General features: G+C 71.6%; 20 protein-coding genes and 1 pseudogene. 10 read left to right on the top strand and 11 right to left on the bottom strand.

What is annotated here, in order from left to right; all coding sequences use genetic code 11:
• Positions 1-96 precede the first annotated feature (96 nt).
• From H8R17_RS31430 to H8R17_RS31415, 4 genes are all read left to right on the top strand, one after another.
• Positions 97-1077, top strand: a complete 981-nt coding sequence (locus H8R17_RS31430; protein WP_187826606.1) for a glycosyltransferase — start codon at positions 97-99, stop codon at positions 1075-1077.
• A complete protein-coding gene (locus H8R17_RS31425) occupies positions 1074-2423 on the top strand; it encodes a polysialyltransferase family glycosyltransferase (RefSeq protein WP_187826605.1) in 1350 nt (449 codons plus the stop codon). Before H8R17_RS31430 ends, H8R17_RS31425 begins: the two co-directional genes overlap by 4 nt.
• 368 nt (positions 2424-2791) lie before the next feature.
• On the top strand, positions 2792-3739 hold the full coding sequence (locus H8R17_RS31420; RefSeq protein WP_187826604.1) for a class I SAM-dependent methyltransferase: 948 nt from the start codon (positions 2792-2794) through the stop codon (positions 3737-3739).
• 344 nt (positions 3740-4083) lie between these two features.
• Positions 4084-5013 (top strand): class I SAM-dependent methyltransferase, encoded by a 930-nt coding sequence (locus H8R17_RS31415; protein WP_187826603.1) that lies wholly within the window; start codon positions 4084-4086, stop codon positions 5011-5013.
• A 15-nt stretch (positions 5014-5028) separates the two neighbouring features.
• Here H8R17_RS31415 and H8R17_RS31410 read toward each other — a convergent pair whose 3' ends face one another.
• Entirely contained in the window at positions 5029-5586 is a 558-nt protein-coding gene (locus H8R17_RS31410; protein ID WP_316959579.1) for a TetR/AcrR family transcriptional regulator C-terminal domain-containing protein, read from the bottom strand.
• A gap of 5 nt (positions 5587-5591) precedes the next feature.
• Complete coding sequence (locus H8R17_RS31405; RefSeq protein ID WP_187826601.1) at positions 5592-7172, bottom strand: methylmalonyl-CoA mutase; 1581 nt, start codon at positions 7170-7172, stop codon at positions 5592-5594.
• A 282-nt stretch (positions 7173-7454) separates the two neighbouring features.
• On the opposite strand from H8R17_RS31405, the gene H8R17_RS31400 reads away from it, so the two are divergent.
• Positions 7455-8279: a L,D-transpeptidase family protein gene (locus tag H8R17_RS31400; protein ID WP_262505636.1), complete on the top strand. Its 825-nt coding sequence runs from the start codon at positions 7455-7457 to the stop codon at positions 8277-8279.
• A 615-nt stretch (positions 8280-8894) separates the two neighbouring features.
• On the opposite strand, the gene H8R17_RS31395 is transcribed toward H8R17_RS31400, so the two are convergent.
• From H8R17_RS31395 to H8R17_RS31375, 5 genes are all read right to left on the bottom strand, one after another.
• On the bottom strand, positions 8895-10001 hold the full coding sequence (locus H8R17_RS31395) for a hypothetical protein (RefSeq protein WP_187826600.1): 1107 nt from the start codon (positions 9999-10001) through the stop codon (positions 8895-8897).
• Positions 10001-10663 (bottom strand): RNA polymerase sigma factor, encoded by a 663-nt coding sequence (locus H8R17_RS31390; protein WP_187826599.1) that lies wholly within the window; start codon positions 10661-10663, stop codon positions 10001-10003. Before H8R17_RS31390 ends, H8R17_RS31395 begins: the two co-directional genes overlap by 1 nt.
• Positions 10664-11095: 432 nt before the next feature.
• A complete protein-coding gene (locus tag H8R17_RS31385; protein ID WP_223125694.1) occupies positions 11096-12082 on the bottom strand; it encodes a hypothetical protein in 987 nt (328 codons plus the stop codon).
• Positions 12083-12587: 505 nt separating this feature from the next.
• Positions 12588-13205 carry an RNA polymerase sigma factor gene (locus H8R17_RS31380; protein WP_187826598.1) on the bottom strand — a complete coding sequence of 206 codons (618 nt, stop codon included), beginning with the start codon at positions 13203-13205 and terminating at the stop codon, positions 12588-12590.
• A 203-nt stretch (positions 13206-13408) separates the two neighbouring features.
• Positions 13409-13840, bottom strand: a complete 432-nt coding sequence (locus H8R17_RS31375) for a hypothetical protein (RefSeq protein WP_262505635.1) — start codon at positions 13838-13840, stop codon at positions 13409-13411.
• A gap of 396 nt (positions 13841-14236) precedes the next feature.
• On the opposite strand from H8R17_RS31375, the gene H8R17_RS31370 reads away from it, so the two are divergent.
• Positions 14237-16813 carry an N-acetylmuramoyl-L-alanine amidase gene (locus H8R17_RS31370; RefSeq protein ID WP_262505639.1) on the top strand — a complete coding sequence of 859 codons (2577 nt, stop codon included), beginning with the start codon at positions 14237-14239 and terminating at the stop codon, positions 16811-16813.
• A gap of 117 nt (positions 16814-16930) precedes the next feature.
• Here the strand turns inward: H8R17_RS31370 and H8R17_RS31365 are convergent, their stop codons facing one another.
• Positions 16931-17317, bottom strand: coding sequence for a hypothetical protein (locus tag H8R17_RS31365; RefSeq protein WP_316959578.1), 387 nt, complete (start codon positions 17315-17317; stop codon positions 16931-16933).
• Positions 17318-17485: 168 nt separating this feature from the next.
• On the opposite strand from H8R17_RS31365, the gene H8R17_RS31360 reads away from it, so the two are divergent.
• Positions 17486-17983 carry a DUF1877 family protein gene (locus tag H8R17_RS31360; RefSeq protein WP_187826597.1) on the top strand — a complete coding sequence of 166 codons (498 nt, stop codon included), beginning with the start codon at positions 17486-17488 and terminating at the stop codon, positions 17981-17983.
• A gap of 44 nt (positions 17984-18027) precedes the next feature.
• Here the strand turns inward: H8R17_RS31360 and H8R17_RS31355 are convergent, their stop codons facing one another.
• From H8R17_RS31355 to H8R17_RS31345, 3 genes and pseudogenes are all read right to left on the bottom strand, one after another.
• Complete coding sequence (locus H8R17_RS31355; protein WP_187826596.1) at positions 18028-18591, bottom strand: hypothetical protein; 564 nt, start codon at positions 18589-18591, stop codon at positions 18028-18030.
• A gap of 86 nt (positions 18592-18677) precedes the next feature.
• Positions 18678-19004: pseudogene (locus H8R17_RS31350) on the bottom strand (hypothetical protein); the annotation flags it as partial.
• A gap of 27 nt (positions 19005-19031) precedes the next feature.
• Positions 19032-20690: a family 20 glycosylhydrolase gene (locus H8R17_RS31345; RefSeq protein WP_399477513.1), complete on the bottom strand. Its 1659-nt coding sequence runs from the start codon at positions 20688-20690 to the stop codon at positions 19032-19034.
• Between the two features lie 223 nt (positions 20691-20913).
• On the opposite strand from H8R17_RS31345, the gene H8R17_RS31340 reads away from it, so the two are divergent.
• The 3 genes from H8R17_RS31340 to H8R17_RS31330 all read left to right on the top strand — a co-directional run bounded on the left by H8R17_RS31340 (position 20914) and on the right by H8R17_RS31330 (position 22501).
• The gene (locus H8R17_RS31340) at positions 20914-21372 is read left to right on the top strand and encodes a 2-oxo-4-hydroxy-4-carboxy-5-ureidoimidazoline decarboxylase (RefSeq protein WP_187826595.1); all 459 of its coding nucleotides are present in this window, start codon (positions 20914-20916) and stop codon (positions 21370-21372) included.
• Between the two features lie 260 nt (positions 21373-21632).
• A complete protein-coding gene (gene sdhC, locus H8R17_RS31335) occupies positions 21633-22013 on the top strand; it encodes a succinate dehydrogenase, cytochrome b556 subunit (protein ID WP_187826594.1) in 381 nt (126 codons plus the stop codon).
• A gap of 5 nt (positions 22014-22018) precedes the next feature.
• Entirely contained in the window at positions 22019-22501 is a 483-nt protein-coding gene (locus H8R17_RS31330) for a succinate dehydrogenase hydrophobic membrane anchor subunit (RefSeq protein WP_187826593.1), read from the top strand.
• Positions 22502-22520 lie beyond the last annotated feature (19 nt).

The following is a 22520-nucleotide window of genomic DNA, read 5'->3' as shown; positions in this document are numbered from 1 at the left end:
GTTGGGCGTTCGCTTCACCGCATCGCCACGTGGCGTTCACCGGCCATCAAACCGAAGGTAAAGACGCGGGCCGGGTCGCCGCCTAACGTCGCTGACGTGCTCAAGCTCTCCGTCATCGTGCCGTTCTACAACGTGCAGCAATACGCCCCGGACACCTTGAAGAGTCTGCGCGCGAACGCGCGGGACGACTTCGAATTCATTCTCGTCGACGACTGCTCCAAGGACGAGACACCGGACATTCTCGCGCGCGCGGAGCGCGAGCTGCCGGGTGCCGTGCTGGTCAGACACGAGGTGAACGGCGGCCTCGCGACCGCCCGCAACACCGGTATCGACCGGGCGCGCGGCGAGTACCTCACGTTCCTGGACGGCGACGACTGGCTCGCGCCGGGCTACTACCCGAAGCTCGTCGCCCAAATCGAGGAGCTGGGCTGCGACTTCCTGCGCACCGACCATGTGCAGTGCACCGCGCGGGCCCGCTCCGTGCACCGCGTGCCGCACGGGCGGCGGGGTTCGGTGCTGCGGCCGCGTGACGTGATCCTGCCCGCACACCGCTCCACCTCCGTCGACTACGCCTTCGCCTGGGCCGGCATCTACCACCGTCGGCTGGTCGACAAGGGCCTGCTGCACTTCACCGACGGGCTGCGCACCGCCGAGGACCGGCCGTGGGTCTGGAAGCTGCACCGCGAGGCGGAGTCGTTCGCGGTGTCCGGGCTGCTCGGCGTCTTCTACCGGCGCGGGGTGGCGTCCTCGCTCACCCAGATCGGGGATGTCCGCCAGCTCGACTTCATCCGCGCCTTCGACCAGGTCGTCACTGAGACCGCTGAGGACCCGGACGCGGCACAGCTGCTGCCGAAGGCCGTGCGCACGTACTGCGCCATCATTTCCCACCATCTTGGATCCATCGAAAGGTTCGAGCCTCCCGTGGCCAGGAAACTGAAGTCGATGAGCGCGGCGGCGCTGCGGCGCATGCCGCAGGGCGCGCTCGACGAGGTGCTCGGCTCGATGGACGCCGAGCGCGCCACGCGCCTGCGCCGGCTGCGCCGCCGCGCGGTGCCGGCCGCGGAGGTGGCCGCGTGACCACGCAGATCTTCATGGCGTCCACGCTGTACGGCACGGCCACCCTGGCCGCCGCCCTGGACGCCGGCTGCTTCGACTCCGCGGACCGGCGGATCCTGCTGGTCTCCAACAACGCGGCGACGCCCGAGACCGCGCCGGCCGTGGACGAGATGCCCGGGTTCGAGCAACTGCGCGACCGGTTCGACGACGTTGTGTCGTGGAACGAGGCCATCTTCCCCTTCCACCCGGGGGGTTGGTCGCCGCGCAAGGACGACGTCCCCCTGTGGGAGCGGTACGTGCGGATGCTCTGGGACCTCGGCGAGGACGACGTGGCGCTCGCCGTGGAGTCGATCCAGGTCAACCCGGCGCTCGGCGTTGCACAGATCTTCACCGGCGCGCCCATCACGGTGTACGCGGACGGCCTGATGAGCTACGGCCCCACCCGCAACAAGATCGACCCGCTGGTCGGCACGCGCGTGGAGCGGCTGCTCCATCTGGACCTGGTGCCGGGCCTGAAGCCGCTGCTGCTCACCGAGTTCGATGTGGAGCCGGAGCTGGTGCCGACCGCCGACTTCATCAAGGTGCTGGCCGAACTCGTCGACACCGGCGCCGAGTTGCCGCATGTGGAGGAGTCCGAGGAGCCCGCGCTGCTGCTCGGCCAGTACCTGTCCGCGCTGGGCATCCTCTCCGCCGAGGAGGAGGAGAACCTGCATGTGCGGATGCTGCGGGGTGCCGTCGGACTCGGCCGTACCCGCGTGCTGTTCAAGCCGCACCCGTCGGCACCGGCCCGCTTCACCCGCAAGCTGGAGCAGGAGGCCGAGCGGCTCGGCGCGAACCTGACGGTCGTGGACACGCCGGTGCTCGCGGAGGTGCTGTACCAGCGGATGCGTCCCGCGCTGGTCGTCGGCTGCTTCTCCACGGGCCTGCTCACCGCGAGCGCGCTGTACGGCCTGCCGGTCGCCCGCGTCGGCACGGACCTGCTGCTGGAACGCCTGACGCCGTTCGAGAACAGCAACCGCGTCCCCGTCACGATCGTCGACGCGCTGCTGCCCGAGGTGACGGACCGGGCGGCGGTGGCCGACCAGCGCCAGGGCATGGAGGTGGACCGGCTCACCGAGCTCCTGCGGACCGTCGGCTACGCCATGCAGTCGAAGATCTACCCGGACCTGCGTCCGGCGGCCGAGCAGTACCTGAGGAAGCATCTGAACCAGCAGACCTGGCGCTACTTCAAGCGTCGTCGTCTCACTTCCCTGGCGCTGCCCGGCGCCGTGCCCACCCAGCTTGCCTTCATCCCGCGCAACGCGACCGTACGCCGTGTCGTACGCCGGGCACGGGCGCTCCGGCGGGGCGGCACGGCCAGACGCTGAGGCCACCTGCAGGGCCGCCCCTTCGCAGACCAAGGTGCCGGCACATACGCCCGTGGGGCGGTGCCCCGAAGCCCCGCCGCACGGTGCGGCGGGGCGGTGGGAGTGGGTGGCCGGGTGGGCCAGCGCCGGCGGAGGGTCGAATGCAATCGCTAACCCCTCGCCACCGGAGATTCACCTTGACTTGCCCTCAAGGGCACCGTTGTTGTTTTTGCTTGAACTGTGGGAACCCCAGGGCCTAACGTCCAAGGACCCATCACCCCCCGCTGTCACTCCGCTTGGTCCCGTGGCGGATACCTTGACATGCACACTCACCACTCTCCCCCACGCGTACGCAGCAGTTCCCCTATACCTGCGAGGGTCACGAACCAGTGCGAACGTTACTGAAAACAAGGACAGCCCGGCGCGCCCTGCGCCCTCTCGCTGATCTCATCGATCAGCGCATCGAGCGGCAACTGCGCCGCTCCCTCGGAGACAGCTCCGTCGGAAACGGCTCCGTCGGAGACGGCTCCGACAGCGCACTGCGGCGCGAGCTGACCACACTGCGCAACCGCCAGCGCCCGCTGGAGCTGCTGCTCGACGGAACCGGACGCGGTGTGTCCCGGCTTCCGGCCGACGCCCATCTCAACCGCGCCATCGACGAGTTGGCGAAGGTGACCGGGGACCGGGTCGGTGCCGAGCGCAATATCGCCCAGGCGTTCCGACTGCTCATCGCGCTGGAGGCGCTGGGGGTCGGCCGGATCGCGGGCGGCACCATGAACATCTGCGGCAAGCTCTCCGCGGTACCGCTGCTCGATCCGCCGAACGACGAGATCCTGGAGATCGGCACGCTGTACGGGATGTTCGGCGCGGCGCTGATCCGCATGATGCAGCGCGCGGGACGCGATCCGCACCTGACGATCGTCGACCCGCTCGCGGGCCTGCAGCTCCAGCCCGGCACCACCGAGGGGGCCGACCCGACGGGCACGCCCGTGCGGATGGCCGCGGTACGCGCCAACCTGGCCCTCGCGGGCGAGGCAGGCTCCGCCGCGCGGATCGAGCAGGGTTTCTCTGAGGACACCGAACTGCGCGCCAAGGTCTCCGACCGCTCCTACGGCGCGATCATCGTCGACGGCGACCACTCCGCCGCCGGTGTCGCCGCGGACCTGGAGTGGGCGGAGCAGATCGTCGCGCCCGGCGGCATAGTCGTCCTCGACGACTTCGGGCACCCCAAGTGGCCCGGCATCAAGGAGGCCTTCGATCACCACATGAGCACGGACACCCGCTTCACGTTCCTGGGCCAGGTGGCGAACTCCGGGTATCTGCGGGCGCGTCCGTGACGTAGCCGGTACCCTCCGATACCGGTTGGCCGCCACCGGAGGTCGTTCCGGAGGCGGGACGGATCAGTCGTCCCCGTCGAGGAGGGGGCCCACGCAGAGTTCGAGGGTGACGCCGACGGATTCCGGGACGGGGACGGTCTGGCCTCGCGTGCAGCGGACGGGGGCGGGGAGTGTTTCGTGGGCCGGGTTGGTGTGGTCTCGCCCTGACGCACGAGCCGGGCAAGTCGTACACCTGGCATCGCTTCGGATTCGGAACTGATCACTTTCCCCGGCGGGCTGTGTCTGTTCACGGGGCGTTCAGCCAGGCGTCAGTTTGAGCTGCTTCCAGGGAGCAGGCTCGTGGCATGGCCAACCCACAACCCACGGACACGTACCCCGGCGAACTGAGCGACGTTCCCGGCTGGTTCCCGCCGCTGGACCAGGTGCTGTTCACCTGGTTCCTCGAGCGGCAGGAGAAGCAGGGAATGGAGGGAGATCTCCTGGAGCTCGGCGCCTACATGGGCAAGAGCGCCATCCTGCTGGGCCACCACCTGCAGGACGGCGAGAAGTTCACGGTCTGCGACCTGTTCGAGAGCGACGCCCCGGACGAGCACAACAAAGCCGAGAGCACGAAGTCGTACTCCTCCCTCACGCAGCAGGCCTTCGAGCGGAACTACCTCTCCTTCCACGACGCCCTGCCGCGGGTGATCCAGGCGCCCAGCTCGGTGGTCGAGAAGGAGGTCGAGCCCGGCACCTGCCGTTTCGTGCACATCGACGCCTCGCACCTGTACGAGCACGTGCACGGCGACATCGGCGCGGCCCGGGACATCCTCAAGCCCGAGGGCATCGTGGTCCTCGACGACTTCCGCTCCGAACACACACCGGGCGTCTCCGTCGCCACGTGGGAGGCCGTGCTCAACCGTGGGCTGCGCCCGGTCTGCCTCAGCACGCAGAAGCTGTACGGCACCTGGGGCGATCCGGAGCCCATCCAGGAGGAGCTGCTCGAAATGGTCCGGAGCCGCTCGGACTTCGGGCTGAGCGTGCAGTGGGCGGCCGGGCACCGGCTGGTCCGCACCCGCTCCAAGGGCATCAAGCCGCCGCCGTTCCCGCGCTCGCGGCACTACAAGGCGCCGGCCCCGAAGCCGGCACCTGCCCCGCAGGCCGCCGCCCCGGCACCCCGGCCGCAGTCCACGCGCCCCGCCCGCTCCCGCTCCCGTGCCCGCCGCCTCGCCGCCGACCTGCTGCCCCCGGTGGTCACCCGAGCCGTCCGCAAGGCGCGCACCAACCGCGCCTGAACCACCGGCCGGGGCTCACCGGATCCCGTACCGCGCCTCGATCCCCGCGATCACCAGCGCCAGGCCCTCCGCGAAGTGCCGGTCGTGGTCCTCGAAGATCTCCGCGCCCGCCCGGGCCGACAGCGGGAAGTCGGCCATGAGGCGGGCGCGTTCCTCGATGTCGTAGCCCTCGCGGCGCTCGTCCGGCAGGGGCTTCACGCCCTGTTCCTCGGTGACGAACCCGAGCGTGTAGAGGTACGTCGTCGAGGTCGCGCATACCGCCTGGGCGAGGGTGAAGCCGGCGGCCGTGAACAGGCGCAGGGTGTCCTCCATCTGCCCGGCGTGCTCGATGCCGGTGAAGCGTGAGCCGCTGAACACCTTCGCTCCGTCGCGGTAGCCGAGCAGCGCCGCCCGCAGTCCCCGGTCGGCCTTCAGCAGCCGCTCCTGCCAGGTGTCGCCGGGGTCGAGGAGGCTGTCGGCGACCATCCGCCGGTACATCTCCGTGGCCATCTCGTCCAGCATCGCCTGCTTGCGCTTGAAGTGCCAGTAGAGGGCGGGCGCCTTGACGTCCAGCTCCCTGGCGATGTGACTCACCCAGCTCAGAACGCATCCGAGGGCACATAAGTCCCCCAAACCTCCCGAAGGGCGTTGCACACCTCGCCGACCGTGGCCCGGGCCCGCAGCGCCTCCTTCATCGGGTACAGGACGTTGTGCTCGCCCTCGGCCGCCTTCTTCAGCGCAGCCAGGGCCGCATCCACCGCCGGCTGGTCCCGCTCCGCCCGCAGCTTCGCGAGCCGTTCCGCCTGCTGGGCCTCGATCGCCGGGTCCACCCGGAGGGGCTCGTACGGCTCCTCCTCGTCGAGCTGGAAGCGGTTGACGCCGACCACCACCCGCTCGCCGGCGTCGGTCTCCTGGGCGATCCGGTAGGCGTTGCGCTCGATCTCGTTCTTCTGGAAGCCGTGCTCGATGGCGTTGACCGCGCCACCCAGGTCCTCGACCTTGGCCATCAGCTCGACCGCCGCCCCCTCGACGTCGTCGGTCATCTTCTCGATGACGTAGGAGCCGGCGAACGGGTCCACCGTCGCGGTCACGTCCGTCTCGTAGGCGAGGACCTGCTGCGTACGCAGGGCGAGCCGCGCGCTCTTGTCGGTCGGCAGCGCGATCGCCTCGTCGAAGGAGTTGGTGTGCAGGGACTGCGTGCCGCCGAGCACCGCCGCCAGGCCCTGGACCGCGACGCGGACCAGGTTGACCTCCGGCTGCTGTGCCGTCAGCTGCACGCCGGCCGTCTGCGTGTGGAAGCGCAGCATCAGCGACTTGGGGTTCTTCGCGCCGAACTCCTCCTTCATCACCCGCGCCCAGATCCGCCGCGCGGCACGGAACTTGGCGACCTCCTCCAGGATCGTCGTACGGGCGACGAAGAAGAAGGACAGGCGGGGCGCGAAGTCGTCGACGTCCATGCCGGCCGCGACCGCCGTACGGACGTACTCGATGCCGTCGGCCAGGGTGAAGGCGATCTCCTGCGCGGGCGAGGCGCCCGCCTCGGCCATGTGGTAGCCGGAGATCGAGATCGTGTTCCACTTCGGGATCTCGGCCTTGCAGTACCTGAAGATGTCCGCGATCAGCCGCAGAGACGGCTTGGGCGGGAAGATGTACGTCCCGCGCGCGATGTACTCCTTCAGCACGTCGTTCTGGATCGTGCCGGTCAGCATGCCGGCGCTGACGCCCTGCTCCTCCGCCACCAGTTGGTACAGGAGCAGCAGCAGGGCCGCGGGCGCGTTGATCGTCATCGACGTGGACACCTTGTCCAGCGGGATGCCGCCGAACAGCAACCGCATGTCCTCGACCGAGTCGATCGCCACGCCCACCTTGCCCACCTCGCCGTGCGCGATCGGGGCGTCCGAGTCGTGGCCCATCTGGGTGGGCAGGTCGAAGGCGACCGACAGGCCCATCGTGCCGTGCGCGATGAGCTCCTTGTAGCGGGCGTTGGACTCCGTCGCGGTGCCGAAGCCGGCGTACTGGCGCATCGTCCAGGGACGGCCCGTGTACATCGTCGGGTACACGCCCCGCGTGAACGGGTACGCACCCGGCTCACCCAGCTGCACCGCCGGGTCCCAGCCCGCAAGAGCCTCGGGACCGTAGACCGGGTCGATGGGCAGACCGGACTCCGACTCGCGCGCCATGGTGTGATGCCTCCCGCTGAGCAGTTCTTCGCCAGTTACCAGCTGGTACGGACCGACCCTTCGACGGACTGTAGCGGTGGGCGTGCACCCGGTGGAGGGGAGCACGCTGGGACCTTGCTCACAGCCCTTTTGCGGTCCCGGTCACAACGATGCCGCGCCGTTCCGGCCCCGTCATCCGGGGGGAGACATATCGAAGGGCGCCAAGGCGCACGGGAGCCGGTGAGGGGCTCCGGTGGTGAGACGACGGGGGGCGTGATGCGTACTACGGGCATGGGGAGACCGATGCGCAGGGGGAGGTCGATCGCCGTTCTCGTGGCGCTGGCCGCGGTGACGGGCTGTACGGTGCAGCCCGCCGGCCCGGACGGGAAGCGCCGCTCGCCGGTTCACATCGAGATCCCGAGCGGTACGCCGAAGGCCGCCGGCCCCTCGGAGCCGGACGCCGATGACCGGCCGGCCACCCCGTCCGCACCCCGCCCCGCCGTGCTGTGGTCCCGCGGCGACTCCGGGCTCGCCGTGCGCGAACTCCAGGCCCGGCTGCGGCAGGTGGCATGGCTGTACGACGGGCCGACGGGGGCGTACGACGACCTGACGGAGAAGGCCGTCCGGGGCTTCCAGGGCAAGCGCGGGCTGCCGCGGACCGGGCAGACCGACACCGTCACCTGGCAGCGGCTGCGGAACATGACGCGTGAGCCGGGCAAGTGGGAGCTGTACCTGATGGGCGGCCAGCCGCCCGCCGCGCCGGATCCGCGCTGCCTGACCGGGCGGGTGCTGTGTATCGACAAGTCGAGCCGGACGTTGCGCTGGATGGTCGACGGGCGGACGGTGTCGACGACGGAGGTGCGGTTCGGCTCGCGGTACACGCCCACGCGGGAGGGCGCCTTCCGCGTCTACTGGAAGTCCCGCCACCACTGGTCGACCCTCTACGACGTGCCCATGCCGTACGCGATGTTCTTCAGCGGAGGCCAGGCCGTGCACTTCTCGTCGGACTTCGCGGCCCGCGGGTACGCCGGGGCCTCGCACGGCTGTGTCAACGTCCGGGACGAGGCGGCGATCGCTGCGCTGTACGCCCAGGTGAAGAACGGCGACAAGGTCGTCGTGCACTGGTGAGGACGAGCGCCGGAGGGAGATGGGGCGCGGGTGGGACCGGGGGAACGTGTCCCACCCGCGCCATATGCACGAGCCGTGGGTACGGGGGGAACCCCGGCTCTGTGCGACGGCCGATGACCAGTCGGCTCACTCAGTACTGCGGCTGGGCCCGCGAAAACGTCACACCCTCCGCGAAGAAATTTCCCCGGGCAGCGAAAGAGCAGGTCAGAGGCGGTACGACGGTATGCGGCGCGGCGTGCTCTCGGCGCGCTGCGGGTGGGGCGGGGCGACAGCTCAGGAAACGTGGCCGGCCCGCGGGACGTGTGGGGGGCGTGGGCGGGCGGTGTGCCGCTTGGCGGGCTCACGGCGCGCTGTCGGGGGCCGGGGGACGCAATCGTCCTGCGGGGCGCGTGGGGCGAGCAGGGTGGCCGAGGGCCGAGCACCCCGGCCACGAACTGGAGGCGCTCGGCCCCTACCAGGCGCAGGGGACGCCCCTGAAGGGGGCGAGTGGCTGGGCAGGCCGCACGGTGTGCTCAGGGCGCGCTGTGGGTGGCGCCGGGCGACAGCTTCGGGGGCATGGCGGGCACCTGCGGGGCACGTGAGGTGCCCGGGCAGACCGCACGCCGCGCAGTGTGCTCAGGGCGCGCTATACGTGGGGCCGGGCACCAGCTCCGGAGACGTGGCCGGCCCGCGGGACGTGTGGGGTGCGGCGGCGGGGGTCTGGCGGTCGGCGCGGGCCCTGCCTGTGTCCGCGCCGCCGCGGTCCGTGCGACCGCTCTCGTCGTCGCGGCTCTTGCCTGTGCCCTCGTCGGCGCCGCCCTTGTTTCCGCTGTCGTCGTCGCCGCTCTTGCTGCTGCCCTGGTCGCCCTGGCCGGTCCGCTCGCTCTGGCCGCCGGCGCCGTCCGTGTCCTGCCCGTCGCTCCTGGTGCCGCCGTCGGCCGAGGTCAGGACGTTCTTGCAGTACGTCCACACGCGGGCGGAACCGCCGGCCGCGCCCTCCAGGACGCGCTTGCGGTCGGCGGTCAGCGCCTTGCCGGCGTGCATGTCGCGGCAGGCCGAGGCGACGCCCTTGCGCCAGGCGTCGGAGCCCTTCCGGGAGCCGCCGGACTCGTCGCGTCCGGCGCCGGGCTTCGCGGCGGAGCCGCTGTCCTTGCCGGCGCCGTGTCCGGTGCCGTTCGGGCCTCCCGCGGCGCCCTTGGCACCCCTCGTGGTGTTCCCTGCGGAGCCGTCGGGTGTGGGGGCGTCCGGAGAGGGCGTGATCAGCGGGCGGTTGGGGGTCTCGGGGGCCGGGACCGAGGCGCCCGGTTCCGGTTCGCCGCCGCCGAACGGTGTCCGCAGGACTCCGGTTCCGGCCGCGACCGCGACGCCGCCGACCATGCCGACGGTCAGGGCGGCGGCGAGTCCGAGGCGCACCGGGCGGGCCCAGCGGGGGCGACCCGGTCTGACGCCGCGGCGGCCGATACGGACCAGACCGGCGTTGGAGGCAGCACCGTCGGCGCGGCGGGCGGAGGCGGCCGGGGCACCGGCCCGCTCCTCGCGCGCCTTGCGGAAGGCGGCCAACGCGGCGGCCTCGCCGGGCAGTTCATCGCTGGTCAGCGGGGCCGGCTCGGTCAGCGCGCCGAGCGTCTCGGCGAGCCGTTCCGCTTGGTCCCGGGCAGCGGGGTCGACAGCATTCAGTGACTCTCCGCGCAGCAAACACTCCGCCGTTTCACGGTCCAGCCACCTGTACTGCTCGTCGGCCATCACATGTCCTTCTGCGTCCGCGCGCGCGTATGCGTCACAGTGGCGGACGTCACCGCGCGACCACGCGGTTCTCTCTGGGGCGGCAGGGCGTCGAGCACACCGGCCGATTCCGGATCCTCGCCGAGCAGTTCCGCGAGCCGCTTCAGGCCCCGGTGGGCGGCGGTACGTACGGCGCCCGGACGCTTGCCGAGCGTCTCGGCGGCGGTCTTGGCGTCCAGGCCCACGACCACGCGCAGTACGACGGCCTCGGCCTGGTCCTGCGGCAGCCGGGAGATGAGGGAGAACGTGCCGTCGGTGGCCAGCGCCTCGATGGCCTCGCCGGCGGTGTCCGACTCGGCGGCCCGGCCGGTCAGCTCGGTCTCGTCTCCGCCGATCATGGGCCGGCGCCCGCGCATCCGTATGTGGTCGAGCGCGCGGTTGCGGGCGATACGGGCGGCCCAGCCCCGGAACCGGTCGGCGTCCCCGCTGAACCGTTCCAGGTCGCGGGCTATCTGCAGCCAGGCCTCCGACGTCACGTCCTCGGCGTCGGGGTCACCGACCAGCGTCCGCACATAGCCGAGCAGCCGCGGGTGCACCGTGCGGTACACCGTCCGGAACGCGGTCTCGTCTCCGTCCTGTGCCGCACACACCGCGGCCGTCAGCTCCGCGTCGTCCCCCAGCACCGCGCGCGCCTTTCTTTGCGCCTAAGCCGGCGCCGCTCTCGCGGACCGGGTTACTCGCCGTCGTGGTTGCTCAATGGATGGTTGCGGTCTCCGGGCCGCGGGTGGTTGCTGTAGTCATCTGTCCTCCGCGGTCTGGCGCGAAAGGCACGTTACGACCTGAAACCTCTCCTCGTCCATGTCCGTCCAGGATGCAGCTAAGCCGTGACACGGTGGGGTGTGACAGAAAACGCACCCTTGGCGCTGTAGGTAGTACGGGCCGCCACGCGGCCCGTGCCGCGCGGCGGCCGGGGCCTCTCCTGTGGGGGGTGGCGGCCCCGGCCGTTGCCGTTTTTTGCTGCGAGGGCCGTGCCGTTGGGCGCGAGCGATCAACGAATCCTGCCGTTACGGCTGCTGCGACCAACGAACCCTGCCCTGCCGTTACAGCTGCTGCGATCAGCGAGTCTTGCCGTTGGCCCGGCTGCTCTGGCCCTGGCCGCTACCGCTGACGGTGCCCCCGGAGCCGACGGTGTTGTCGGAATTCCCCGTGTCCCCCGTGTCGCCGGCGGAACCGCGAGAACCCGAGGAGCCCTTCTCCGTCCCGCCAGAGCTGCTGGAGCCACCCGAGTTGTCGGGGTTGCTCGGCTTGGCGGGTTTGGCGGGCCCGTCGGTCGCCCGGTCCAGCTGCTCGGCGCAGTACGCGGGGACGTTCGCCGCGCCGCCCGCCTCCTTGACGAGGCGCTGCCAGGCCGTCCCGTCCAGGGCCCGGCCGCGCTTCTCGACCTTCTCGTAGGCGCGGCAGTGGGCCTCGGTGTCCCGGGCGGTGCCAGGTCGGTCCGCCGCAGCGGAGCCGGGGCCGGACTGCGGCGCGGAGGAATTCCCGGCCGACGCGCCGGGGGCGGTGGCCGACACCTGCGGCCGTCCCCCGCCGCCCTCCCCGGACCGGTCCGGGGACGAATCGCCCACGCCGATCGCCGCTACGGCGACACCGCCCAGAGTGAGGCTCGCGAACACCACGGAGAACGTGACCTTCACCGGACGTCCGGCACGCCGCTGCTCACGGGGCCGCCAGTCGTCGCGGCGCCGGGTACGCGCCCGGTGGGCGCCCGCCTCCCGAGCGGCCCGGAACGCGGCCACGGCCCGCCGCTCCCCCTCGGCATCTACACCGTCCACACGCAGCGAGGCCGCGAGCAGCGCCTCCAGCCGGGCGCCGTCGAGCACGCGCCCGGTTGCGGAGCCGTGTCCGGCCGCCGATCCGGATTCGGGGAACGAGGAGTGACCGGCCGGCGCGCCGGATTCGGAGCCGGACCCGTGACCGGAGAACGAGTTGTGACCGGAGACCGCCCTGTCGGGGCCGACCGGCCCGTCGGCGCCGGACGCGGTGCCCTCAGGGTGCACACGCCGACGGCCGGGAAACCCGCCGCCGCTCTGCCGTTCACCCATGTCCGCTTCCGTCCCTGCTCGCCCTGTCCGACCCGCCGAACCGGCCCGCCCCAGCGAACCACCCCGGCCCATGGAACCTCTCCGGTTCCCGACCCATACCTACCGGCCCGACCGGACCACTCGAACCGACCGTTCCAGCCGACCTGCCTGATCCCATCGAACCGACCAATCCAGCCGACCCGCCGGGCCCTGCCGAACCACGAGTCCGACCGACCCAGCAGACCCGTCAGGCCCAGCCGATCCGCCATATCCGACCGACCCGGCCGCTCCGACGACCCTCACCGGCCCGCCCGACTCAGCCGTTCCGGCCGACCCGACCAGCCCGCCGATCCGGCCGGCACACTCGAACCGCCCGGTTGGGCCGCTCCGACCACGACCGTGCGACCCGGCCGATCGTGCCAGCCCGATCGGCCCGACCAGCCCAGCCGCCCCGGACGGCCAAGCCATCCGTAGCTCTGCTCGCCAGGCGCCCCATGTTCATCTACGCCGTGGGGGCCGGATCCGTTCATTTCGACTCCCCCAGCGTCCGGTGGGCGTCATCCGTCACACCCTCGGCGCCCAGTTGCCTGGCCAGGCGCTTCAGGCCCCGGTACGCGGCGGTGCGTACCGCGCCCGCGCGCTTGCCGAGGACACGGGCCGCGGCGGGGCCGTCCAGGCCGACGACCACCCGCAGCAGGACCGCCTCGGCCTGATCGCGGGGCAGGGCGCGGACCAGTTTCAGGGCCTGGCCCGTGGAGATGGACTCCAGGGCCTGGTCGTGGGTGCTGTGCGGTCCTGGCAGGTCCAGTACGTCCTGTTCGAGCGCCGACGACCGCGGCCGCACCCGCTGCCGGCGCAGATGGTCCAGCGCCCGGTGCCGGGCGATGGTCGCCGTCCAGCCCCGGAACCCCGCCCCGTCGCCCTTGAACCGCCCCAGATCCCGCGCGATCTCCAGCCACGCGTCCGACGCCACGTCCTCCGCGTCGTCCCCGACCAGCCCGCGCAGATAGCCCAGCAGCCCGGGCTGCACGAGCCGGTAGGCGACCGCGAACGCCGCGTCGTCCCCCTCCTGGGCCCCCTCGACGGCCGCGCCCAATTCCCCGTCGTACGCCTGCACGCGGCGGGGTTCCCCTCGCTGGCCCAAGAACAGTCCTCGTCCGTACCGAGTTCGTAGCGTTCCGTAGCGATCCATAGTGAATCCACGGTGGGCGACGCCACCGTCGGCGCCCTCGTCCCCCACCGTCATCAGCGCCGCGCCGCGCAGAAGTGTCACAGCACGTCAGTCACCCACAGGGCCGGCCGTCGGTCACCCCCGCCGAGCATCGCCGCGCATCGCCACCGCGCCCCTCACGCCACCACCCGCCGCGCCCTCCCGTGCAGCGTCAGATAGAACGTCCACAGCGACTCCTCCGGCGCCCCGGACTCGAACCGGTTGACGACCTTGCCGAGCGGGTTCCAGACCCGCCCGTCCGGCATCCGTACACCGGACGGCTGGCCGAAACACGCGCGCTGGCCGGCGTCCAGGTCCACCCACTCCGCCCCGGCGCGCCGCACGAGCACCTCACCGACGTACGCGCCGAGCGCCAGCAGCGTGCCCTGCGCCCGCTCCCGGTCCGCGCCGCCCTTGCGCAGCCCGTCGATCAGGAAGTCGACGACCCGCAGGCTGGCCACGGAGTAGTCGAGCGGCAGCCGGTTGCGGGCGGTGACGCGGGCCACGAACGCCGCCGCAGCGGCACGCATCCCCCTCGCGCACGGCACCTGCGCGTCCGCCTTCTCCATGCCGCCCCACCCCTTCACTCGGCCGGGACGAGTCCTCCGGTACACGCCGCCCCGGCTGATTCAGCGCGCGCACTGCCATGGACATCACGTGCCGACGGCGTGTCGATTGCCACACATACTTCGCGCAGCCCCAGTACAACCTTTTCGCGTCTCGTGCGTCGTCCCACGTCACAGGGCGGTTACGGGTGACGTCTGGCCACACCTGTGCGCTGAGTGAGTACTACCTGTGTGACAGGTGGTGCTTCCGTGACCATTTCAGGGGTGGGGTAGTTGAGTCCTCGCAAGACCCGTGCGTCCCGTATGTCCCGGACGTACAGACCGCTGAGCCTCAGACGCAGAGCGTGGCTGACGACCGGCGCCGTCGTCCTGAGCGCCGCGGGCATTGTGACGTACGCGATGGCCGATCCGTCGGCGCAGTCCGCCGGCAAGGGGCAGAGCCGCAAGCCGGCCGTCCACACGCTGAAGCTCCAGGACAGGGGCGGCGGCCGCAAGGGCCTGGCCAAGCGGGACACGGACCGCTTCAGTGCGGTGCTGGTGACCTGGAACGACCCCGACGCCAAGGCGAAGGGCACACCCGAGGTACGGGCCCGGGACCTGACGACCGGCAAGTGGTCCGGCTGGCAGCCGCTTGAGGCCGAGCCGCAGCAGGCCGACGGCGCCGAGGCCGAGCGCTCCGCCCTGCGCGGCGGCACCGCCTCGGTGTGGACCGGCGACTCCGACGGCGTCGAGGTCCGGTTCGTGACCGCGAACGGCACCGAGGCGGGCGGCCAGCCGGCCGGCATGGACGTCCGGCTGCTCGACCCGGGCACGGACCCGAAGGGCACCGCCGTCCAGCCGGCAGCGTACGCGGCGGAGACCACGGACCCGGCCGCGACGACCGACCCGGCTGTGACGACCGACCCGGCCACGGCCCCCGCCACGACGGAGCCGACGACGCCGACCACGACCGAGCCCGCGACGCCCACCGAGTCGCCCACGCCGACCGAGTCGCCCAGCCAGTCGGCCTCCCCCACCCCCACCGTCCCCGCGCCCCGCCCCTCCACGGTCGTGAAGCCGCCGGTCATCACGCAGGCCGAGTGGGGCGCCTCGACGGACTACGACGGCACGCCGAGCTACGGCACCGAGATCAAGGCCGCCGTCATCCACCACACCGGCATCGACAGCGACAACGCGGTCTCCTGCGCCCAGTCCCGGGCCCGGCTGCGTTCCATCCAGCAGGAGCACTTCGCCCGCGGCTACTACGACATCGGCTACAACTTCCTCGTCGACCGCTGCGGCCAGATCTTCGAGGGCCGCAGCGGCGGCATGGACCTGCCGGTGGTCGGCGCGCACGACATCGGCTTCAACACCGACACGGTCGGCATCTCCTACCTGGGCAACTTCGAGAAGGTCCAGCCGAGCCGCGCCGCGCTCGACGCGATGGCGCGGATCGTCGCCTGGAAGTTCGGGATGTACGGCATCGACCCGACCGGCAAGGTGACGATGACCTCCGGCAGCCCGAAGGGCCAGGACGGCAACCTCGTCGAGAAGGGCACGTCGATCACGCTGCCGCGCGTCTTCGGGCACCGCGACACCAACGCCACGGCCTGCCCCGGCAAGAACCTCTACCCGAAGCTGCCGCAGATCGCCTCGCTCGCCAAGACCCCGGGCATCTCGCACGCCCTGGCCACCTCGGACTACAACCGCGACGGCATCAGCGACCTGGTCGCGGGCACGCCCCGGACACTGAGCGGCGCCGGCAGCCTCACCGTCGTACCGGGCGGCATGGACGGGCCGGTCACCTCCGCGAGGCGCTCGCTCAACCAGAACAGCGCCGGCGTCCCCGGCGGCAACGAGTCCGGCGACAACTTCGGCGCGTCCACCGCGTGGGGCGACGTCAACGGCGACGGCTACGCGGACCTCGCCATCGGCTCCCCCGGCGAGGACCTCTCCGGCTACTCCAACCGCGGCGCGGTGACGGTGCTGTACGGGCCCGGCCTCAACTCCGGCGTCATGTACACCACCTCGGGCGTCACGGCGTCCGGAGCACGGCTCGGCTCCACCGTCGCCGTCGGCGACTTCAACGGTGACAGCAAGGCGGACGTCTTCTCGGCCGGCACCGGCCGGGGCGGCAACTGGAACGCCCGGCACACCGACGGCACCACAAAGTACGGCACGCTGACCGGCGCCACCGGTTCGATCGCCTACCTGGACGCCGCGACCGGCGACTTCAACCGGGACGGCTACGCGGACGTCGCCCTCAACTACCGCGACGCCGGCGGCATCGCCCGCGTGGTCCGCTTCGCGGGCTCGGCGAGCGGCCTGACCAAGGCCGGGGTCATCTCGGTCAAGGGCGGCCGGTCGATCGCCGCGGGCGACATCAACGGCAACGGCTACGACGACATCGTCATCGGCCAGCCGTACGCCTCCGAGTCCGGCGGCACGAGCGCCGGCCAGGTCACCATGCTCCTGGGCACGTCCACCGGGTTCACCACGACCGGCATGAGGGTCGTCCACCAGAACACGGCGTACGTCCCCGGCGCCAACGAGTCCGGCGACGCCTTCGGCTCCTCGGTCTCGGTCGGCGACTACAACGCCGACGGCTACGCGGACGCCCTCGTGGGCGTCCCCGGCGAGGACTGGCCCACCGGCGGCGTGAACCGCGTCAACGCCGGTAACGCGACCCTGCTCAAGGGCACCTCCTCCGGCCTCACCGGCTCCGGCTCGGTCGGCGTCTCACAGGACACCTCCGGCGTCCCCGGCGCCGGCGAGAGCGGCGACCTCATGGGCTCGGCGGTGTCTCTGACGGACCTGTCCGGCTACGGCCGCGCCGATCTCACCTTCGGCGCGGAGGGCGAGAACGGCACCGACGGCATACTCGTGCACCTCCCGAGCAACAGCACGGGTCTCGGCTTCGCCGACTCGGTCATCTACAGCAAGTCCACCCTGGGCACCCCGACGGACGCCCACCTGGGCCAGACCCTGACGCCGTAACCCGACCTGAACCCTCTCGCCGGGCTCCGCCGCACCGTGTCTGTCCGCCGCAACGGCGAACAACCACGACGGCGGAGCCCGGCGGCGCCAAACCCAACCGCAAGCCCCGGACACCGGCTACTTCCTGGTCGCATCCCGGCACAGCAACCGCAGCGACCCGTCCCCGGTGAAGCACCGGCGGGCCTCGTCGAGCGGATCCCACAACCGCCCGTCGGGCGTACGGATCCAGTGGTCACCGCCGGTCAGCCACCACTCCGCGCCCGTCTGACGGGCGATCACCTCACCGGCGTACGCCCCGAACCCCCGCAGCAGCACCTCCACGGCCGGATACGGCGTCCCCTCCCGCCGTACTTCCTCGATCATCCGGTCGACGCTCCACAGGCTCTGCGCCGTGTAGTCGAGCCGCAGCCGCGCCCCCTCCCGCATCGCCGCCACCGCGTCCGCCGCCCACCGCACCGGCTTCGCCGCAGCCGAGGGCCTGGTCTGCTGCTGAGTCGTCGTCACATCCGGAACAGCGCTCAGGCGAAGCGTTTCGTCACCGGCGACCGGGAGCCTTTCCGCAACCGGCGCAGGACTACCCCAGCTCCGCCCCACGGCGGTCACAGGACCGTCCCACGTGCAGGCATCCACCCGGGAGTGACGATCGGCCGCTCCCGTGCGCTCCTTTCACTGATGACCCCGTACTTTCATCTCCGCGCGGTGCCGCCCTCGGCGCTGCGCAACAGCACGACCTGGCTGCACCGCCTGTTCCAGGACGACTGGACCACGGTGCGGGAACGGATCGGCCGGCACCGGGAGGAGGTGCTGGACCCGGGCTATCTCCGCTACGAGCTGCTCTACACCGGCGGCCCTTGCCCGCACCCCGCGGGGCAGGACACTGGCGCCGACGTGGTGCGCGGTGGCCGCCCGGTGGACCCGCCCGACCCCGACGAGCCGCCCTTCCTCCTGCTGACCGCCGCCCAGGTCACCCAGGTCGCCGCGTTCCTCACCTCGGCCGACTTCGACTCACTGTGGCGGCGCGCACGCGACGAGGTGCTGCCGCAGTACGGCGGCGAGGACGCGGAGCCGGAAGCCCGCGGCGTCTTCGCGGCGACGCACCGGGACCTGACCGCGTTCTACGCGCAGACGGCGCACTACGGGGACGCCGTCGTGAAGTGGCTGGTGTCCTGAACCCCTGGTGCCGCGCACCCCCGCCCGGCGCGACAGGTCCCGGCTCACACCCGCCCGCGCGCCCGCCGCGACACCACCGCCCGCAGCACGCGCCGCCCCTCGGTCGACACCTCCAGCGCCCCGCGCAGCCCGGCCGGTCCGTGCCCGGCGAGCAGTTCCAGCACGGTGATCTGGCGGCGCAGCTCGGCGGCGACGAGCGGCGACATGCCGTCCGTACGGCCCTCGCGGCGAGTGTCGACATCGGCGGCCTCGTCCTCGGCCGGATCCAGGAACCGGTGGATCTGGAGGGAGGCGACCGAGCAGGCGTCGGCCCACACCCGCACCTCGCCGGGGGACCGGTCGGCCGGAGCGGCGGCCAGCATCCGGCGGGCCAGCAGCGCGGCCCCGTCCTCGACGGACTCGTCCGCCATCTCCGGCCCGGTGAGCGTGCCGCGCGCCTGCTCGAGGCGCGGGCCCCAGTCAGCGGGGTCGTCCGCGAGGCTCGCCCACAGGGGGCGCAGGATCTCGTCGTCACCGCCCAGCAGGGGTACGCACCGATCCAGACAAGCCAAACCGCTCGCGGCCAGCCCGCGCTCGTCGGCCTGCGCGATCAGTTCCACCAGGCTCATCCACGCCTCCCTGTTCGTGCCGCTTCGGCCCGTCCGCAGTCACGGAACCCGCACTTCCCCTTACTGCGTGCGACGGTGCCGGAGTGTCACAGAGGCACCACGCCCAGCCGGTCGAGGAACCGGAAGAACAAGTTTTCGGCCACCTGGCCGGGGTCTGCGTTCAGTACGTCCAGCAGGTCACCGGCGTTCACGGTGTGCCCGGCCATCGCGGCCCGCGCCAGGCACGTCGTCCACGCCCCGTTCTCGGGCGCCGCCGCCTCCAAGACCACGCAGTCGCTGTCCATGACGTATCCGAAGAGGGCGGGCGCCCCGGTCTCCCGGGCGCGGGCGTGCCTGCTCCCGACGTCGCCGTCGCTGCTCGGGTACTCCCACAGCTGCCACCCGCCCGGCGCCGACGCCCGCAGCATCAGACCCGTGAAACGGGCGCGCGTACGGTGTGATCAGTCCAGCTCGTGCGCCAGCGCCCTGAACTGCGCCCAGGACAGCTGCGGCCGCTCCGGGTCCCACAGCTTCTGGACCGTGGCCCGCAGCGGCATCCGGATCCCGGCCGCGACCTGGTCCTGGGTCTGGGAGTTCGCGAGGTCGCACCACACCGCGAAGGAGCCGCCGAGGATCTGGCCGTCGTACTGCGACGGCACGGCCGTGGTCCCGCGCAGCACGCGCGGCGTCCACTGCTCGTAGATCCGCTGCCCCGTCGGGTAGACGAAGGTCTGCGGCTCGCCGAGGACGTAGTACAGGAACTCGTCGTTGTAGTTGATCACCTGCCGGCCGGCCTTCAGGTACTCCACCGGCTGCCGTGCGCCGATCTCCTTGCCGGTCCAGTAGGCGACCTGGATGTCCTTGGCGGGCTGCACGGACGCGCCCCGGAAGAAGCCGTCGTTCCAGGCGCGCGGCGTGCGGTCGTGGGCGCGGACCGTGTCGGCGCGGTCGTTGAGCCACCCGGTGGCGAGGTCGGCGACGCCGGCCCCGGAGCCGTACCTCTCCCGCGCGGCGGCGGCCAGTTGCGGGAAGGAGGCCTGCGGGTCGGAGTACGTAAGCGCCTGGTACTCGTCGCCGCCCAGGTGCCACTGCCCGCCGGGGAACAGTCCGGCGTACTCGTTCAGCAAATCGTCGACGATCTTCCCCGACTCGGCCTTGGAGATGTCGATGGCCCCGCGCACCGCCGTACCCCGCGCGCTGCGCAGCTGGAGGTCGGGATGCGCGGCGATCACCGCGCCCAGATGGCCGGGCGAGTCGATCTCCGGCACGACGGTGATGTGCCGGCTGGCGGCAAGATCGACGATCTTCTTCACCTGCGCCTTGGTCAGGTGATCCTTGGACACGATCTCCGGATGGGTGTCGGACTCGATCCGGAACCCCTGGTCGTCGGAGAAGTGCAGCCCGAGCTGGTTGTACTTGAGATCCCCCAGCTCCCGCACCCGGTCCTCGATCCAGCCCGCCGTGAAGGGCTTGCGCGCGATGTCCAGCATGAACCCGCGCACCGGCTTGGCCGGCTCGTCCCGCACCACGCCCTCGGGCGCCGCACCGTCGCCGCGCACCTCCTGCTTGAGCGTGCGGGTGCCGTAGAAGACCCCCGCGTCGGCGGGCCCGCTGATGTTCACCCGCCCGCCGCGCACGGTCATGGCGTACGACTCGGGATCCGCCCCCTCGTCCCCGCTCAGCGCCAGCCGCACGTCCCCGGCCCGCACGTCGTTCTTCTCCCCCGCGTACGTCAGCCCCAGCTCACCGGCGATCAGCCGCCCCTCGTCGGCGAGCTCGGCGTCGTTCACCACCACGCGGTCGCCGCGCTCGGGGCGCCAGCCGGGCCCGCGCGCCGGGGTGTGCTCACGCACCGCGGGAATCGTGCGGGGGGCCTTGGACAGCGGGTAGGAGCGGCTGGGACTGGGGGTCCCGCGCCCCGCGTCCGGCTCCGTGGGCCGGACCGCGGACCGGTCGCCCGACGCGCTCTGCGCCGACCCCGCGGACTCGCCGTCCCCGGCCGAGGCCCACAGCCCGAGGCTCACTCCGAGCGCGACCGTCACGGCGAACGCCGCCCCGACGGCCAGCGCTCGTTTCTGCTTCACCTTCGTCGCCGGCGCCCGGCGCCTGTGCCCACTCACGCCGCCAACCTAAGGCCCAAGGATGAAGTCCGCTGTCCATCGCACACTCCGAAACTCTCTCGTCCGTGTGAAATTCGGGCATCCGCCGGACGCATCCGGGCTTCACTCGATAACGTGACGACGCCTCTCACAGCATCCCCTGCCGACACACACGTGACGCCCACGAGGACCCACGCTGCCTGCGCATCCCCTCCCCGATCTCTCCGGCCACCACGCCATACCGGTGGAGCACTTCAACACGGCCTCCGCCGATGAGACAGAACTCACGCTCCTCTCCTGCCTCCACAGCCACCGCTGGGCCGAACGAGTGGCCGCCCACCGCCCGTACCCAGACCTGGCAGCCCTCCTCGCGGCAGCCGACGAGGCGGCGTACGACCTGACACCGGGGGACCTGACCGAGGCCTTGGCGAGCGAAACGCTGCCCTCCCTGCCCCCGGACACATACGGCGCCGCCCACACAGCGTTAAGCGCGGCCCACGCGGCCTACGAGTCCCGCTTCGGCCACCTCTTCGTCATCTGCCTGGACGACGTCCCTCCGGAAGAGGCCCTGGACCACGCCCTGGAAGCCATCCGGTCACGATTGACAAACGATCCGGAAGAGGAACGCCTCGTCGCGGCCGAACAACTCCGCCGCCTTGCAAGGGGACGGTTGGTGGCCCACCTCAGGGGCGCGGGGCTGTAACAATTCGCGGCTCCGCCGCGTGGGCGCGACAAGCCACTGACCACCCGAACCCGGCAAACAGCACAAACCCCCCACCCCACCAGCCGCAATAGCCCACCCGTGCCTTTCAACATGCCAGTTTGATCACACCCCCGGACCCGGCCGAAGGCCACCGCACGCGTCTCGCTACGATGCTGGGGGCCGGTGGACCGTACCCGGCCGGGCCCGACCGACACGACAAGCCGGCGCGGCCCCAATCCCCGCTCCCGGAGGAAACTTCCGTGCCGGCTGGAACGCTGTACCGCGGCCGGGAAGGAATGTGGTCCTGGGTGGCTCACCGAGTCACCGGCGTCCTCATCTTCTTCTTCCTGTTCGTTCACGTACTGGACACCGCCCTCGTGCGGGTCTCCCCCGAGGCCTACGACAACGTCGTGGCCACGTACAAGACGCCGATCGTCGCGCTGCTGGAGTACGGCCTCGTCGCCGCCATCCTCTTCCACGCGCTCAACGGTCTGCGTGTCATCGCCGTCGACTTCTGGATCAAGGGCGCCCGGTACCAGAAGCAGATGCTGTGGACCGTCGTCGCCCTGTGGGCCGTGCTGATGCTCGGGGCGGTCTACCCCGTCCTCGGCCACGCCGCTCGTGAACTGTTCGGGAGCTGACGCACATGTCCACGACTGAAAAGACCGCTGCCGGTATCGGCCCCGTCGAGGGCGAGACCGGCTACTCCGTCGACAACCCGGCGCCCTTCATCGAGCCCCCGCGCCAGCGCACCAAGAAGACCCCGAAGACCACCCGGGGCAACTTCGAGATGGCCGCGTGGCTGTTCATGCGCCTGTCCGGCATCGTGCTGGTCGTGCTGGTGATCGGCCACCTGCTGATCCAGCTCGTCCTCGACGGCGGCGTCTCCAAGATCGGCTTCGCGTTCGTGGCGGGCCGCTGGGCCTCGCCGTTCTGGCAGGTCTGGGACCTGCTCATGCTGTGGCTCGCCATGCTGCACGGCGCCAACGGCCTGCGCACGGTCATCAACGACTACGCGGAGCGCGCGAACACCCGGCTGTGGCTCAAGGGCCTGCTCTACACCGCCACGGTGTTCACCATCCTGCTGGGCACGCTGGTGATCTTCACCTTCGACCCGAACATCCGCTAGGCACGGGGCTGCGAGAATC

The organism is Streptomyces sp. TRM68367, assembly GCF_014495685.1.
Taxonomy (GTDB): domain Bacteria; phylum Actinomycetota; class Actinomycetes; order Streptomycetales; family Streptomycetaceae; genus Streptomyces.
The sequence above is the reverse complement of the archived record's forward strand: the minus strand, read 5'-3'. Positions and strand labels throughout refer to the sequence as shown.